At 59.5% G+C, this 15,147-nt stretch carries 14 protein-coding genes; 7 read left to right on the plus strand and 7 right to left on the minus strand.

All coding sequences use genetic code 11. The features are described from left to right. Positions 1–137 precede the first annotated feature (137 nt). Positions 138–1,049 carry a hydrogen peroxide-inducible genes activator gene (locus ACP15U_RS01835; RefSeq protein ID WP_425043415.1) on the minus strand — a complete coding sequence of 304 codons (912 nt, stop codon included), beginning with the start codon at positions 1,047–1,049 and terminating at the stop codon, positions 138–140. 265 nt (positions 1,050–1,314) lie between these two features. Between ACP15U_RS01835 and katG the strand changes: the two genes are divergently transcribed. From katG to ACP15U_RS01855, 4 genes are all read left to right on the plus strand, one after another. Then, positions 1,315–3,501: a catalase/peroxidase HPI gene (gene katG, locus ACP15U_RS01840; RefSeq protein ID WP_425043416.1), complete on the plus strand. Its 2,187-nt coding sequence runs from the start codon at positions 1,315–1,317 to the stop codon at positions 3,499–3,501. A 130-nt stretch (positions 3,502–3,631) separates the two neighbouring features. Next, positions 3,632–4,480 carry a DMT family transporter gene (locus ACP15U_RS01845; RefSeq protein ID WP_425043417.1) on the plus strand — a complete coding sequence of 283 codons (849 nt, stop codon included), beginning with the start codon at positions 3,632–3,634 and terminating at the stop codon, positions 4,478–4,480. Positions 4,481–4,511: 31 nt separating this feature from the next. Then, positions 4,512–5,285 (plus strand): esterase/lipase family protein, encoded by a 774-nt coding sequence (locus tag ACP15U_RS01850; protein ID WP_425043418.1) that lies wholly within the window; start codon positions 4,512–4,514, stop codon positions 5,283–5,285. Continuing rightward, positions 5,282–6,430, plus strand: coding sequence for an alpha-D-ribose 1-methylphosphonate 5-triphosphate diphosphatase (locus ACP15U_RS01855; protein ID WP_425043419.1), 1,149 nt, complete (start codon positions 5,282–5,284; stop codon positions 6,428–6,430). The genes ACP15U_RS01850 and ACP15U_RS01855 overlap by 4 nt, the downstream gene beginning before the upstream one ends. Positions 6,431–6,470: 40 nt before the next feature. Here ACP15U_RS01855 and ACP15U_RS01860 read toward each other — a convergent pair whose 3' ends face one another. The 3 genes from ACP15U_RS01860 to ACP15U_RS01870 form a co-directional block, all read right to left on the minus strand. Beyond that, the gene (locus tag ACP15U_RS01860; RefSeq protein ID WP_425043420.1) at positions 6,471–7,541 is read right to left on the minus strand and encodes a 5-(carboxyamino)imidazole ribonucleotide synthase; all 1,071 of its coding nucleotides are present in this window, start codon (positions 7,539–7,541) and stop codon (positions 6,471–6,473) included. Continuing rightward, entirely contained in the window at positions 7,534–8,022 is a 489-nt protein-coding gene (purE, locus tag ACP15U_RS01865) for a 5-(carboxyamino)imidazole ribonucleotide mutase (protein ID WP_425043421.1), read from the minus strand. The genes ACP15U_RS01860 and purE overlap by 8 nt, the downstream gene beginning before the upstream one ends. Before the next feature lie 193 nt (positions 8,023–8,215). Next, entirely contained in the window at positions 8,216–8,440 is a 225-nt protein-coding gene (locus tag ACP15U_RS01870) for a YdcH family protein (RefSeq protein WP_425043422.1), read from the minus strand. A gap of 165 nt (positions 8,441–8,605) precedes the next feature. Between ACP15U_RS01870 and ACP15U_RS01875 the strand changes: the two genes are divergently transcribed. The 3 genes from ACP15U_RS01875 (at position 8,606) to ACP15U_RS01885 (ending at position 10,201) form a co-directional block, all read left to right on the plus strand. Continuing rightward, positions 8,606–9,019: an Hsp20 family protein gene (locus tag ACP15U_RS01875; protein ID WP_425043423.1), complete on the plus strand. Its 414-nt coding sequence runs from the start codon at positions 8,606–8,608 to the stop codon at positions 9,017–9,019. A 6-nt stretch (positions 9,020–9,025) separates the two neighbouring features. Then, positions 9,026–9,250 carry a DUF1150 family protein gene (locus tag ACP15U_RS01880; RefSeq protein WP_425043424.1) on the plus strand — a complete coding sequence of 75 codons (225 nt, stop codon included), beginning with the start codon at positions 9,026–9,028 and terminating at the stop codon, positions 9,248–9,250. A gap of 90 nt (positions 9,251–9,340) precedes the next feature. Beyond that, a complete protein-coding gene (locus ACP15U_RS01885) occupies positions 9,341–10,201 on the plus strand; it encodes a hypothetical protein (protein WP_425043425.1) in 861 nt (286 codons plus the stop codon). 127 nt (positions 10,202–10,328) lie between these two features. On the opposite strand, the gene ACP15U_RS01890 is transcribed toward ACP15U_RS01885, so the two are convergent. The 3 genes from ACP15U_RS01890 to trxB form a co-directional block, all read right to left on the minus strand. After that, positions 10,329–12,044 (minus strand): bifunctional sulfate adenylyltransferase/adenylylsulfate kinase, encoded by a 1,716-nt coding sequence (locus ACP15U_RS01890; RefSeq protein WP_425043426.1) that lies wholly within the window; start codon positions 12,042–12,044, stop codon positions 10,329–10,331. A 221-nt stretch (positions 12,045–12,265) separates the two neighbouring features. Further along, complete coding sequence (locus ACP15U_RS01895) at positions 12,266–13,951, minus strand: adenylate/guanylate cyclase domain-containing protein (protein WP_425043427.1); 1,686 nt, start codon at positions 13,949–13,951, stop codon at positions 12,266–12,268. Between the two features lie 218 nt (positions 13,952–14,169). Next, positions 14,170–15,114: a thioredoxin-disulfide reductase gene (trxB, locus tag ACP15U_RS01900; RefSeq protein WP_425043428.1), complete on the minus strand. Its 945-nt coding sequence runs from the start codon at positions 15,112–15,114 to the stop codon at positions 14,170–14,172. Positions 15,115–15,147: the final 33 nt, after the last annotated feature.

Below are 15,147 nucleotides of genomic sequence, written 5' to 3' on the forward strand. Positions count from 1 at the left end.
GAAATCTGGTGCAGGTGGCAAGCGCCGGATGGCGAGTTGCCAAGCCCGATAAGTTCACTGCCGAACACGGCAGAGCAAAGGCGCCCTTTGGGGCGCCTTTGTCGTTTCAGCGAGCGCTGCCATGATCGCAGACCGGATCAGATTCTTTCTTTCGGAGCTGAAGGCGGAGCTTCGGCCCTGATCACTTCCGACAAGGTTTCAAGCTGCGGTGCGAGCGGACTGCTCCGGCGCCAGACCATCCCGACGCTGCGCGTGGGTTGGGGATCGGCAAATCTGGCAACCGTTACCGCCGCAGACCGGGTTTCCACCTCGGTGGCCATCTCAGGTATCAGTGTCACGCCGAGACCGGCCCCGACCATCTGCACCAGCGTTGACAGCGAACTTCCGTCCAGACCATCGCGTGGGCGGGCGCTGGGTATGTTGCAGAACGACAGAGCCTGATCGCGGAAGCAATGGCCTTCTTCGAGCAACAGGAGCCGCATGTCGCGCAGTGAATCGCGGTCGGGCAACGGATTGGCGGCCTCGGTTTCCGGGCGCACCAGTAGGAAACTCTCGCTGAACAGTTCCACCTCGGTCAGGTCGGACTCCGAAACGGGCAGGGCCAGAATGGCCGTGTCGAGGCGGCCGTCCGAAAGCTCTTCCAGCAATCTGGATGTCTGAGTTTCGCGGACATGGATGTCGAGCCCGTTGTAACACCGGTCCAGAATCCGGATCAGACGGGGCAGAAGGTAGGGGGCAATCGTCGGAATAACGCCCAAACGCAACCGGCCGGTCAGCGTATTGTCTGCAGTGCGGGCCAATTCGCCCAACTCGTCAATCGAGCGCAGGATTCCGCGAACCCGGCGGGCGCATTTTTCGCCGAAGGGTGTCAGGCCGACTTGTCTTGCGTTTCGCTCGAAAAGCTGTTGGCCCAACGTTTCCTCCAATTCGCGGATCTGGACTGACAAGGCTGGTTGCGAAATCGAACAGGCCTCGGCGGCGCGTCCAAAATGGCGATAGCGTGACAGGGTTTCAAAATATCTCAGCTGTCGGAGAGTCAGATTGCTCATAAGAAAAAACTATTGATTGGATCAGAAAATGCAACTTAATCCAATGGCGACCATTTGTTAGAGTCATTCTAGGATGAGCCCAAGGAGGAGAGGGCCGAGCCGAATACTATTCTTGGAAACAAGGGTTTTGGGTCGATACTCATCCAACAGAATCATGCCGAAGGGCGCCTGACTGCGCCCTTTGCCAGCAACAGATGATCCAACAGAACTGCCGGAGATCGCCACCAGATGGGGTTTTCGGTTTCAATAACAGCGGGAGACAATAATGGACGGCAACGATATCGGAAAATGTCCGGTCATGCATGGTGCGACAGCGATGGGCGCCAATTCGAACCGGGACTGGTGGCCGAACCAGCTGAACCTGAAAATCTTGCATCAGCATACAACAAAGTCCGACCCGATGGATGCGGAGTTCGACTATGCGGACGAATTTGCCAAGCTTGATCTCGATGCGCTCAAGGCGGACCTTACGGCTCTGATGACGGACAGTCAGGAATGGTGGCCTGCAGATTACGGGCATTACGGCGGACTGTTCATCCGGATGACATGGCACGCTGCCGGGACGTATCGCACGGCTGATGGTCGGGGCGGGGCAGGGACGGGAAACCAGCGGTTTGCGCCACTCAACAGCTGGCCGGACAACGGCAACCTCGACAAGGCGCGGCGCCTGCTTTGGCCGATCAAGCAGAAATACGGCAACCAGATCTCGTGGGCAGACCTTCTGGTTCTCGCCGGAAACGTGGCCATCGAATCCATGGGCGGTCCGGTCTTCGGCTTTGGCGGCGGTCGCGCGGATATCTGGTCGCCCGAAGAGGACATCTATTGGGGTGTCGAGGCGGACTGGCTCGGCGAAGCCCGCTACTCGGGAGACCGGGAGCTGGAAAATCCGCTGGCGGCGGTTCAGATGGGTCTGATCTATGTCAACCCCGAAGGGCCGAACGGGGATCCCGACATTCTTGCCTCGGGGCGTGACATTCGCGAGACTTTTGGCCGGATGGCCATGAATGACGAAGAGACCGTGGCGCTTGTTGCCGGCGGCCACACCTTTGGCAAGGCCCATGGTGCGGGAGATCCCGGACTGGTCGGGCCCGAGCCCGAAGCGGCCCCGCTTGAGGCCATGGGTCTGGGCTGGATCAATCAGCACGGTTCAGGCAAGGGCGATGACACCACCACCAGCGGTGTTGAAGGTGCTTGGACAGCCAACCCTATCAAATGGGACAATGGCTATTTCGACCTGCTGTTCGGATATGACTGGAATCTGACAAAGTCGCCTTCCGGCGCATGGATCTGGGAACCCGTCGGGGTTTCCGACGATGACATGGCCCCACAGGCCCATGATGGTTCGAAGAAGGTCAAGACCATGATGACCACGGCAGACATGGCGATGCGGATGGACCCGATCTATGGCCCGATCTCCCGCAGGTTCCATGAAAACCCGAACCAGTTCGCTGACGCCTTCGCCCGTGCCTGGTTCAAGCTGACCCACCGCGACATGGGCCCGCGCTCCCGGTATCTCGGCGCAGACGTTCCCGAGGAAGAGCTGATCTGGCAGGATAACGTGCCTGCTGTGGATCATGATCTTATCGACGACACCGATATTGCCGTTCTCAAGGATCGTATTCTCGCATCCGGGCTGTCTGTCGGAGAGCTTGTTTCGACGGCCTGGGCATCGGCCTCGACCTATAGGGGCTCGGATCACCGTGGTGGCGCCAATGGCGCACGGGTTCGTCTTGCTCCGCAGAACGGGTGGGCAGTCAACGAGCCGGAAAAGCTGAACATGGTTCTGGGGGCGCTGGAAGGGATTCAGGCCGAATTCAACAGCGCACAGCAGGGTAGCAAACGTGTGTCGTTGGCTGACCTGATCGTTCTGGCCGGCGGCTCGGCGATCGAAAAGGCCGCCAAGGCCGCTGGGCAGGACGTAACAGTTCCCTTTGCGCCCGGTCGCACCGATGCCACCGAAGGTCAGACCGATGCCGACAGCTTTGCGCCGCTTGAGCCGCAGGCTGACGGTTTCCGCAACTACCAGAGCAAGGAGTTCAGTGTTTCGGCCGAGGAGATGCTGGTTGATCGCGCACAGCTTCTGACCCTGACAGCTCCGGAAATGACCGTTCTAATCGGCGGATTGCGTGTTCTGGGCGCCAATCACGACGGATCGTCTCATGGTGTCCTGACCGACCGTCCGGGCCACCTGAGCAACGACTTTTTCGTCAATTTGCTGGACATGGGAACCGAGTGGTTGCCGTCAGGAGACGGCACCTACGAGGGGCGTGACCGGTCTTCGGGCGCGGTGAAATGGACCGGGACCCGGGTTGATCTGGTGTTTGGTTCGAATTCGGAACTGCGCGCCTTGGCCGAGGTCTATGCCCAGAACGACAATGCAGGCAAATTTGTTTGCGATTTCGTGTCAGCATGGAACAAGGTGATGAACGCGGATCGGTTCGACCTCGCTTGATCCGTTTTTTGAGATGTAGAATGGCGTCCCGATCCAACGGGGCGCCTTTTCTATTGGGTGCGACAGGTGCCGGATACTTGCGCTCGAAAAATCCATTGGCCCGTTAGCGTGCTCGGGATATTCCGGTCCCATGCGTCTGTTTCTTCTGGTCTCGCTGACAATGGCGGCTTTTGCCGCAAACTCCCTGCTGACTCGTGTGGCAGTCGAAAGCGGGGCTGCTGATCCGGGTGCTTTTGCCGTAATCCGCGTGGCCACAGGCGCCATCGCCCTCGTTCTGCTGGTTCGGGCAAAGGGGCAGACCGTCCCGTTGCGGGCTAAGGACCGTATGTGGGGGGCGGCGACACTGAGCCTCTATATGGTCGGGTTTTCGCTGGCTTACCGCACTCTTGATGCGGGGCTTGGCGCACTGGTTCTGTTTGGTGTCGTTCAGATTTCGATGTTTGCTTATGCGGCCAGTCGCGGTCCGATTGGTTCCCGGCGGGCGATCGGCGCCGGAACAGCGTTTGCAGGTTTGAGCTGGGTGCTCTGGCCGACAGGAGGTGCAGCGCCGGATCCGACGGGGGCAGTTTTGATGGCGCTGGCCGGATTGGGGTGGGGCGGGTATTCCCTGCTGGGGCGGAAAGAGCCCGCTGCGCTAGCAGCGACTGCCGCCAATTTCTGCATCGCGCTGCCCATCACGGGTATTGTGCTGATGTTTGCCGGGCAGGAAATGGCCTTGCCCACTCTGTCCGGATGGCTGCTGGCCGCAACGTCCGGGGCGATCACTTCGGGATTGGGCTATGCGTTGTGGTACAGCCTGCTGCCGCGCCTGTCGCCGACTGTGGCCGCAACCGTGCAGCTTAGCGTTCCGATCATTGCCCTCGTGGCCGGAGCAATGCTGTTGGGAGAGATAATCGGGCCGAGGTTGATTGTCGGAGCCATTCTGGTGGTGGGCGGAATTGCACTTGCCGTGACAGGTCAGAACCGTTCGCGGCTTTAACTGAAGCCGGATTTGTCTTATCTGGCGAAGAATGAGATCCATTGTTGCCGCCCTGTTCCTGTTGCCCGCCGCCGCGCAGGCCGATTGCGTCGTGCTGCTGCACGGACTAGCCCGGACCGAGGCCTCATTTACCGTGATGGAACAGGTGCTTCGCGGCCTCGACTACGATGTTGTCCGTCCCGGTTATCCGTCGACCGACCTGCCAATCAGCGAATTGGCCAACCAGACGCTTCCGACCGCGATGGAGGCATGTGGCGACGAGACAACCCATTTCATCGCCCATTCGATGGGCGGGATCCTGATCCGATACTGGCTCAAAGACCATCATCCCGAGAATCTGGGAAGGGTGGTCATGCTTGGCCCGCCAAATCAGGGCAGCCAATTGGTTGATGCCATGAGCGACATTGAAATGTTTGGTTTGCTCAATGGTCCGGCTGGTATCCAGCTGGGGACAGGTCCGGACAGCCTGCCGCTCGGGCTGCCTCCGGTGGATTTCGAGCTTGGGGTGATCGCAGGCACGCAAACGTTGAACCCGGTGTTCTCATCGATCATTGAAGGCGCGGACGACGGCAAGGTTTCGGTTGCGTCGACCCGTGTGGAGGGCATGGCCGACCACATAACGCTGCCGGTTACCCACACATTCATGATGAACAATCCGCTCGTGATGGCGCAGGCGGTGCACTTTCTGGAAAATGGCGAATTCGACCACGACCTCACATGGGGCGAGTCGATTTTTGGGCCGGTAGATCCCGAGTGTCTAGAACTGCCCTGCGAAGGGCCTGATGGTGCCGGAGCGGGTGAATGACCCCACTCTCGCTTGATTTTGTGTCCGGGCAGGTTCTGACGCCTGACGGGCTGATTGAAGCACGACTTTCGCTGGCCGATGGCATGGTTTCCAATGCCGCGACCGGGCATGAGGTCGATCTGAGTGGATACCTGATCCTGCCCGGAATTGTCGACCTGCACGGCGATGGGTTCGAGCGGCATCTGGCACCGCGGCGCGGCGCCATGACCAACATGAACGAAGGCGTGATCGCGGCAGAGGCAGAGCTGGCCGCCAATGGCATCACAACTGCGGTCATGGCTCAGTTCTACAGCTGGGAGGGCGGACTGCGCAGCCCCGAGTTTGCCGCACGTGTCATGGCCGCCATCCGCGAGGCGCGCCCGCAGGTCGTGACGGACCTGCTGCCGCAATTACGGTTCGAGACGCATATGCTGGATCACTACACCGGTTTGCCGGCCCTGTTGCAGGACTGGGACGTGCGCTATCTCGTATTCAACGATCACCTGCCGCATGACCGGCTGGCGCAGGGCAAAAAACCACCGCGCTTGACCGGGCAGGCGCTGAAGGCCGGACGCAATCCGGATCGCCACTTCGAGATGCTTCTGGATCTGCACGCAAACAGTGCCGAGGTTCCGGATGCGCTCGACCGTTTGTGCGAACGGCTAAGCGGTCAGGGATTGCATCTGGGCAGCCATGACGACCGGGACGCTCTGACGCGCAGCTTGTGGCGCGACCGCGGCGTCTCGATCGCTGAGTTCCCCGAAACACTGGAGGTCGCCGAGGCCGCCCACGCTGCTGGAGATGGTATTATCATGGGGTCGCCAAATCTGGTTCGCGGGGGCTCTCACAAGGGGAATGTCAGCGCGCTGGACGTGGTTGCGATGGGCCATTGCGACGCGTTGGCATCGGATTATCACTATCCCAGTCCACGACGCGCAGCGCTGATGCTGGCGCAAACAGGTGTGATGGATCTGGCCGGGGCGTGGGCGCTGATTTCCCAAGGGCCGGCGCGCGTTTTGGGATTGAACGACCGCGGAACGCTCACGCCGGGCAAACGGGCGGATGTGGTGATCCTCGACAACGACACCAAGCGGGTCGCGGCGACCCTGTCGGGTGGTCGGGTCAGCTTCATGTCTGGCGATATCGCCGGCAGGTTCCTGAACTGATCTTCGGCTGAAAAAGAAAGACCGCCCCCGAGATTTTCTTTCAGCCCCGAATGATCCGGTTGAAATGCCCCATCTTGCGCCCGGGCTTCACGTCGGCCTTGCCATAGAGATGGATCGCCACGTCACTTTCCCGCGCAAGCTCGGGCACGCGGTCCATGTCACGTCCGATCAGGTTTTCCATCACCACGTCCGTGTGCCGCTGACCGTCCCCCAGCGGCCATCCGGCGACGGCACGGATATGCTGTTCGAATTGGTCCACGGCACAGCCGTTTTGGGTCCAGTGGCCGGAATTGTGAACACGAGGTGCGATTTCGTTGACGATCAATCCTTGCGGCGTGACGAACAGCTCGACCCCGAGGACGCCGACATAGTCCAGTGCGTTGAGGATACTGGCCGCCAGCAGAACCGCGTCCATCCGCTGCGCGGCGGACAGGCGGGCGGGAACGGTTGTCGTATGCAGGATGCCGTCACGATGCACGTTCTCACCGGGATCGAAACAGGCCACCTGACCATCTATGCCGCGGGCCGCAATGACCGAAACCTCGTGCGAAAAATCCACAAACCCTTCGAGGATCGACGGAGAACCCTCCATCTCGGAATACCCGGTTGCGGCGTCTTCCGGCGTCTTCAGGCGGGCTTGCCCCTTGCCATCATACCCGAATCTGCGAGTCTTCAGGATCGCCGGCGTGCCGATGTCCATGACCGCGGCCTCAAGACTGTCCTGGTCGGTGATGTCTGCGAAGGGAGCTGTTTTCAGGCCGATCCCTTGCAAGAACGTCTTTTCGGTCAACCGGTCCTGGCTAACACGCAACGCTTCGCGCCCCGGTCGTATGGGGCGATGTTTTTCGAGCAGGTCCAGCGCAGCGGTGGGAATGTTTTCGAACTCGTAGGTGATGACGTCGACGGATGCGGCGAAGCGTTCCAGTGCTTCGACGTCATCGTAGGCCGCTGTGGAGACCTGATCGGCAACTTGCCCGGCGGGCGGGTTGGCTCCGGGCTCAAAGATATGGGTGAAAAACCCGAGGCGGGCTGCCGCCACCGACAGCATGCGGCCGAGTTGGCCGCCGCCGAGAATGCCAATTGTCGCGCCGGGTGTCAGGGCCTCAGTCATTGCTGGGCTCCTGCGGGATGGATGCCGAAAGGGCCTCGCGCCATGCGTCCAGCCGGTTTGCCAGGTCCGGATCCTGCAAGGCAAGGATCCCGGCCGCCATCAATCCGGCATTCGCGGCGCCGGCCGCTCCGATTGCCATTGTGGCAACCGGGTATCCCTTGGGCATCTGCACGATGGAGTAAAGGCTGTCGACCCCGGACAGGGCACGGGTTTGAACCGGCACACCAATCACCGGAACCCGGGTCTTTGACGCCATCATGCCGGGCAGATGCGCGGCCCCCCCGGCTCCGGCGATAATCACCTGCAAACCGCGCCCAGCTGCCGTCTTTCCGTATTCCCAAAGCCGGTCCGGCGTGCGGTGAGCCGATACGATCTTGGCTTCGTGGCTCACGTCCAGTTCGGTCAGTATGTCCGCGGCCTCTTTCATGGTCGGCCAGTCGGACTGGCTGCCCATGATGATCCCTACCTTGATGTCACCCATCTGATTTCATCCTGCGCTTGCCTGTCGGCTGAAAATGAGCGCGCACTATAGCCAAATCAGGCCATGTGGCAATGCGGCATGGTCAGGTTTCAGAATGAGGTAAAACCGGCGCCACGCACTGTCACATGACCACAGGTACAAGGACCCAAAGACGGGGTTCATGTCAGGATCCGGCAGGTCTCGATTTTGCGGATCAGGCAATGATGTCCGGTGTCAGGCGATCTTCGATCAGAGCAATGATATCCTTGAGGCGCAATTTCTGCTTTTTCAGGCGCCGGATCGTCAACTGATCCCCGGTGCCTTTTTCCTGCAGCGCGCCGATTGCCTCGTCCAGATCCCTGTGCTGTCGGCGGAACACCTCAAGTTCAACCCGCAAGACGTCATCCGATTTCATGGACAGATCGATGGGAATGTTCATGGCGGCGACTCAGGTCCCGTTGTTCTTGATTGCTGTAAGAATACGCTTTCGTGATGTTTTCGCCTAGACCTTGTGGAAGCCATTATTTCTCCCCATATTCGTTGTAGCACGGTTGCCGAAACGGGGCCGTGCGACCCGTCGCTTTGTGAAATAAGGACGATCAACGTGTCGAAACTTACTCTTGGCTCCTACCCGCACATGCTGGGGTTTGAGCAACTGGAACGCCTCTTGGAACGTTCGGCCAAATCTGGCAACGAAGGCTATCCACCTTACAATATCGAACAGACCTCGGATCACTCCTATCGGATTACACTGGCCGTGGCCGGATTTGCCGAAGAGGATCTGTCTATAACCGTCGAGGACCGCCAGTTGGTGATCCGGGGGCGGCAACGTGACGACAGCGAGGGACGTGTCTTTCTGCACAGAGGCATTGCCGCGCGCCAGTTCCAACGAATGTTCGTGCTGGCCGATGGTGTCGAAGTGGGCGAAGCAGTAATGGAAAACGGTCTCTTGCATGTAGACCTGACCCGCGCGCGCCCTGAAACCGTGGTGCAGACCATCAATATCAGGAAAGGGTAGGAAACGATGCGTACTCCATTTGAATTCAAGGATGACGGCCCCCGGATTGTCTATGTAAAGACAGTGGACGTGGCCGATCTGCCCGATGAAATCCGCGCCAGCGCCGGTGATCGGGAGCATCTCTATGCAGTTCACGACGCGGACGGGCAGCAACTGGCACTGGTTGCCGACCGCAAGCTGGCCTTTGTTCTGGCCCGCGAGAACGATTTCTCGCCGGTTCCGGTGCACTGACGGCGAACTTGCGCCATCCGATTCGTCGGTTCGACCCGACGGTCTGATGCATTGATCCGCCCAATTGATCGGCTGACCCGGGAGGGGATGATGCGTGCACCAGCTATCGGCGTTCTGCCCTACGGCATGGATATCGGCCCCGATCTGGCCCTTTGTCCGCTGTCGCGAATCCGGTTCCCGCTAGGGCTACCTGACGCGCTTGCGGGCGGTTCTGTCGCCGATTTGGGCTCAGACGACCATCTGGTGCTTTTTCCACGGGTTGCGTCCCATTTGAGAATGCGCAGGGGGACACATGCAAAGATTTCCCTGATGCAGGGGGAGCCATCGGTATTTTTTCGCAAGCACATGTCGATGCTTCACCTGTCTCACCGGCGGTTCTTTCGCGTTCTGAGTTTCAACGAAGATTTGCTGGCCCGGATCCCGAACGGGATCTTCTTTCCTTACGGAACCACCTGGATCCCGGACTGGCGCGACCTCGACATTGAGAAGGCGGGAATGTGCTCGCTCGTGGCGTCAGCCAAACGGGATAGCACAGGTCACAAGCTGCGGCATGAGATCGTGCAATGGGCGCAGAACAACAATCAAGACGTCAAAGTTCTGGGACGGGGATATGCCCCGTTCGAAGACAAGGCGGACGGGCTTGCCCCCTACCGCTATTCCGTAGTGATCGAAAATGTCCGGGAGCCGAACTACTTTTCGGAAAAGCTCTTGGATACCGTGTTTTGTGGGGCTGTGCCGATTTATTGGGGATGTCCCAACCTTGATCGTTTCTGCGATCCGACCGGCATCATTCAGTGCAATTCGGCAGAAGAAATCCGCAATGCCGTCAGTTCGATGTCCCAGACCGATTTTTCCGAACGGGGCTCGGATCTGATGCGTTTGCAGCAGGAGTTGGGCAAGTTTGCTGATTTGCCTTTGCGCGCCGCGACGGCCATTCGTGACAGCCTTTAGCGCAATTCGGTGATCTCAGGTCATAGGGCCAGTCGCTTGGTACGGGCATCAATCGACTTCCGGATACTCAAAACAAGAACCCCGCCGCTGGGCGACGGGGTTCGATCTTGATTGGATGGCGGTGGGATTAACCCGCGATCAGCCCCATGTTCTCCAGCTTCAGCAGAACCTGATGGGCGCAGTTGTCGACATCGACATTTTCGGTTTCAACCCGCAGTTCCGGGTTCTCCGGGACATCGTAAGGATCAGAAATTCCAGTGAATTCTTTGATCTTCCCTTCGCGAGCCAGCTTGTAGAGACCTTTGCGGTCGCGACGCTCGCATTCCTCGATAGAGGTGGCGACATGCACCTCCATGAAGGCTCCGAACGCCTCGATATCCTCGCGCACTGCACGCCGCGTGGTGGCATAAGGCGCGATCGGGGCGCAGATGGCGATGCCGCCGTTCTTGGTGATCTCACTGGCAACATAACCGATCCGGCGGATGTTGAGATCGCGGTGCTCTTTCGAAAAGCCAAGTTCGCTCGACAGGTTCTTCCGCACAATGTCGCCATCGAGCAGGGTCACCGGGCGGCCACCCATCTCCATCAGCTTGACCATAAGCGCGTTTGCAATGGTCGATTTGCCAGAGCCAGAGAAACCGGTGAAGAACACGGTAAAGCCCTGCTTGGATCGCGGCGGCGAGGTGCGGCGCAATTCCTTGACCACCTCGGGGAAAGAGAACCATTCCGGAATCTCGAGCCCTTCACGCAGACGACGGCGCAGTTCGGTTCCCGAGATATTCAGGATGGTGACGTTTTCCTTGTCCTTGATCTCGTCATTGGGTTCGTACTGAGCCCGTTCCTGCACATAGACCATGTGTTTGAAATCAACCATCTCAAGGCCGATTTCATCCTGATATTTGCGGAACAGATCCTGTGCGTCGTAAGGCCCGTAAAAGTCCTCACCCTGGCTGTTCTTGCCCGGTCCGGCGTGGTCACGGCCGACGATGAAATGGGTGCAACCGTGGTTTTTGCGGATCAGACCGTGCCAGACGGCTTCGCGCGGGCCGGCCATGCGCATCGCAAGGTTCAGCAGGCTCATTGTAGTCGTGGCAGCAGGGTATTTGTCCAGCACTGCTTCGTAGCAACGAACGCGGGTGAAGTGATCGACATCGCCCGGTTTGGTCATGCCAACCACCGGATGAATCAGCAGGTTGGCCTGCGCCTCTTTGGCGGCGCGGAAGGTCAGTTCCTGATGCGCGCGATGCAGCGGGTTGCGGGTCTGGAAGGCCACAATGCGGCGCCAGCCCAGCTTGCGGAAATAGGCGCGCAGTTCGTTCGGCGTGTCGCGACGGCCGCGGAAATCATAGTGAATCGGCTGCTGAATGCCAGTGATCGGGCCGCCCAGGTAGATCTTGCCCGCCACGTTGTGGAGGTAATTCACAGCCGGGTGCGCATCGTCATCCGCGCCAAAGACCTTCTCAGCTTCGTTGGCCTTGTTCGGCTCCCAGCGGTCTGTCACGGTCATGGTGGCGAGGATGACGCCTTCCTGATCGCGCAGGGCAATGTCCTGACCCAGTTCGATGCCTTCGGCAAATTTCTCATCGACATCCAGTGTGATCGGCATTGGCCAGAGCGTGCCATCTGTCAGCCGCAGGTCTTCAACGACCGAATTATAATCCGCCTCGCTCAGGAAGCCTTTGAGCGGATTGAAGCCCCCGTTCATCAGCAGTTCCAGATCGCAGATCTGCCGCGGGCTGAGATCCCACGAGGTCAGGTCTGCGGCTTCGACCTTCAGTTTCTGGGCGGACTCATAGGAGACATACAGCTCCGGGATCGGGGCCAGATTGCTCAGCATCGTCATTTGAAAACTCTCGGATACAAGGTGGTGTCGTGGCCAAAAAGCGGCCGGGTCGCGGGTCGCATAGACCCTGAGCCGGGGAAAAGTCCAGTTCCCGTGAACGGATTTCGCAGGATTAAGGCAAATTGCCGGGGTGGCGATGCATTTTCGGAACAATTTTCCTGAACTGCAGAGCTATCCCGAACATCTCGTAGCCGAATTCCCCGGAAACATTGCTTTGCCGGTCAGATTGTTTTGTCCGCCAACGGCGCCATCCCGGGCAGGTTCAATGCCTGATCGACGGCCAGAGCGGGCAGGGGCCTGTCCACGCCGCGTAATGTCAGAACGGTCAGGTCAAGATTGCGGGTTTCGACGCCCGCGACCTCCAGCAATGGTTGTGACACCAGCAGTTCCACGCCAAGCGTTTTGGTTTCGGCCTCCAGCCGGCTCGCCGCGTTGACCGTGTCGCCGATGATGGTTCGCGGAGCATGGCCGGCGGCTCCGATCTCGCCGAGAACAAGATTTCCAAGATGCAGCCCGATGCCGATCCGGACCTCGGGCGCCCCTTCGGCCTTGAGGGTCTGGTTGAAGGTCCTCAGCGCACCTCCGATCCCGATCGCCGCCTGCATGGCCGCACGGGCTGAGCTTTTCTCGTCAGCGGTTTCGAAGATCGCCAACAACCCATCGCCAAGATACTTGTCGACAACGCCACCGGATCCGATAATCGAGGGCACGATGGCGTCAAAGAACCGGTTGAGGAGAAACACGACGTCGTAGGGCAATTGCCCTGTTGTGCGCGCGGTGAACCCACGCATGTCCAGAAACAGGACGGCAAGACGGCGTTCCTGCCCCTGACTGGCATGCGCCCGGCTGCGGCCGCCTTCGGGACGGAAGATCCGGAAAACGGTCATCGGCGAATTTGGTCGGATCTGGCAGGCAAGCCGCGCATTGGGCGGCGCCTTGGCCGCTTCGAGACTGCGTTGTTCGATCTTGTCAGGCGGGTGCAGCAACTCGGCACCTTGTTCGACAATCACTCGGCAAGTCGTGCAGCGCCCCTTACCACCGCATAATGCGGTATGTGGCACCCCGTTGGTGCGGGAAATGTCCAGTAGAGTCATTCCCTGTTCCGAAGTGACCTCGGGGCCATCAATGTATCGGATCCGCACAGAGCGCCGCCGCCTAAGCAGTTTGCGTCCGAAGTAAGCAGCCGCGACGAGACCCAACAGCGAAAGGAACGTGACCAGTGCCAGCGTTCGGGTCTCAAAAAGCGCAGAAATAGTGTCGCCCGACGGCCAGTTGTAGATCTCCATGTAAGCCGCCTGAGCGGCTTCGTCTTGGAAGGCTGCAGAGATCCGCCGACCCTCCACCAACAGCCCGGCCAGCGCGAAGGCAGGAACCAGCACGGCGACCCCGATCAGATAGGGGATCCAGTTTTGCCACCATTGTGTAAGGCGCAGCCAGAAATGCAGGCCGATGCAGCCATGCGTCCATACCACGAGCAACAGGGCGACCTGCTGCCAGAGGGCCGCTGAACCCCACATGATCAGGATCACATAGCTCATCTCGTCATTCACGCCGAAGACCGCGTTGGAAAAGCGGGTGAACACGAGGTGGGTCAACAATTGCAGCGGGATCAGAAGCCCCAGAATGATCTGCAGGGCCTCAGTGAAACGCATTCGCAGGGTTCGCCGCAGGGCAAGCCGCCACAGGGCAAGACCGGAATGCAGAACCAGTGCCAGATAAAGCAACGTGGTTCCGACTTTGCTGCGGGTGAAGACTTGTCGCCCGTCCTGCATCGCCTCCATCCAATCCGGCGAGAGCAGGCCGAGGCCGATATTGGTGAAATGAAAGAACGCATAGACGAACAGGAACAAGCCCGAGCCGATGCGCGTGCGCGTCACCCAGTTTCCCTGCCACAGTCTTCCGGCCACATCTGCCTCCGCGCTTCCGACCTCAGATTGGCTTCGGGGGTCGTGGCGGTCAAGTCAGAGGCCGCGCAGGATGCCTGTGCGGATCTAAACGGTGGCGCATCCGGACCGGTCCGCTGCGCGTTTCGGGGTCAATCAAAACGGGCGGAGCGGGAGGCCCCGGCTTTACGGCGCGACAGGCAACCGGTTTCCGATCCGAATTGGCGATGCGCCAGCTGAAATCAGTCGTCCTGTTCCGCGAGGAACCGTTCGGCGTCCAGCGCGGCCATGCATCCCATCCCTGCGGAGGTAACAGCCTGGCGGTAGATATGGTCGGTCAGATCACCGGCCGCAAAAACACCGGGAACCGAGGTTCCCGTGCTGCCGGGTTTGGTGACAACATAGCCGCCATTGTGCATTTCCAGCGTGTCTTTCACCAGTTCGTTTGCCGGCGCGTGGCCAATGGCCACAAAAACGCCCTTGCAGGGAATCTCGGTGATTTCGCCAGTCTGAACGTTTTCCACCTTCACGGCTTCGACGCCCAGAGGGCTATCGGTGCCGACGACCTCTTTCAGCGTGTGGAACCACAATGGTTCGATCTTGGGATTCTTGAAGAGGCGGTCCTGAAGGATCTTTTCTGCGCGCAGCTCGTCCCGACGGTGAATCAGCGTGACCTTGGAGGCAAAGTTCGTCAGGAACAATGCCTCTTCGACGGCAGTGTTGCCGCCACCGATGACCACAATCTCTTGGCCACGATAGAAAAAGCCGTCGCAGGTGGCACAGGCGGACACGCCGAACCCTTTGAACTTTTCCTCGCTTTCAAGGCCCAGCCATTTGGCCCGTGCGCCGGTGGCAAGAATCACCGCGTCAGCAACATAAATTGTTCCGCTGTCTCCCTTCGCGACAAAGGGGCGCTTGGACATGTCGAGATCCGAGATGATGTCGCCGATGATCTCGCAGCCCATAGCCGCCGCATGCTCCTGCATCTTGACCATCAGGTCCGGCCCCTGCACCTCGGTGAAACCGGGATAGTTTTCCACTTCGGTTGTGGTGGTCAACTGGCCTCCGGGTTCGATGCCCTGCACCAGAATCGGCTCCAGCATCGCCCGGCTTGCATAAACGCCAGCGGTATATCCCGCCGGTCCCGAACCAATGATCAGAACCTTGGTGTGACGCGTTTCGGCCATTTCCATCCCCCAAAATCAATCTGGCAGCCAATG

Source organism: Primorskyibacter sp. S87, from assembly GCF_049801055.1.
In the GTDB taxonomy this organism is placed as follows: Bacteria; Pseudomonadota; Alphaproteobacteria; order Rhodobacterales; family Rhodobacteraceae; genus JBNAGF01.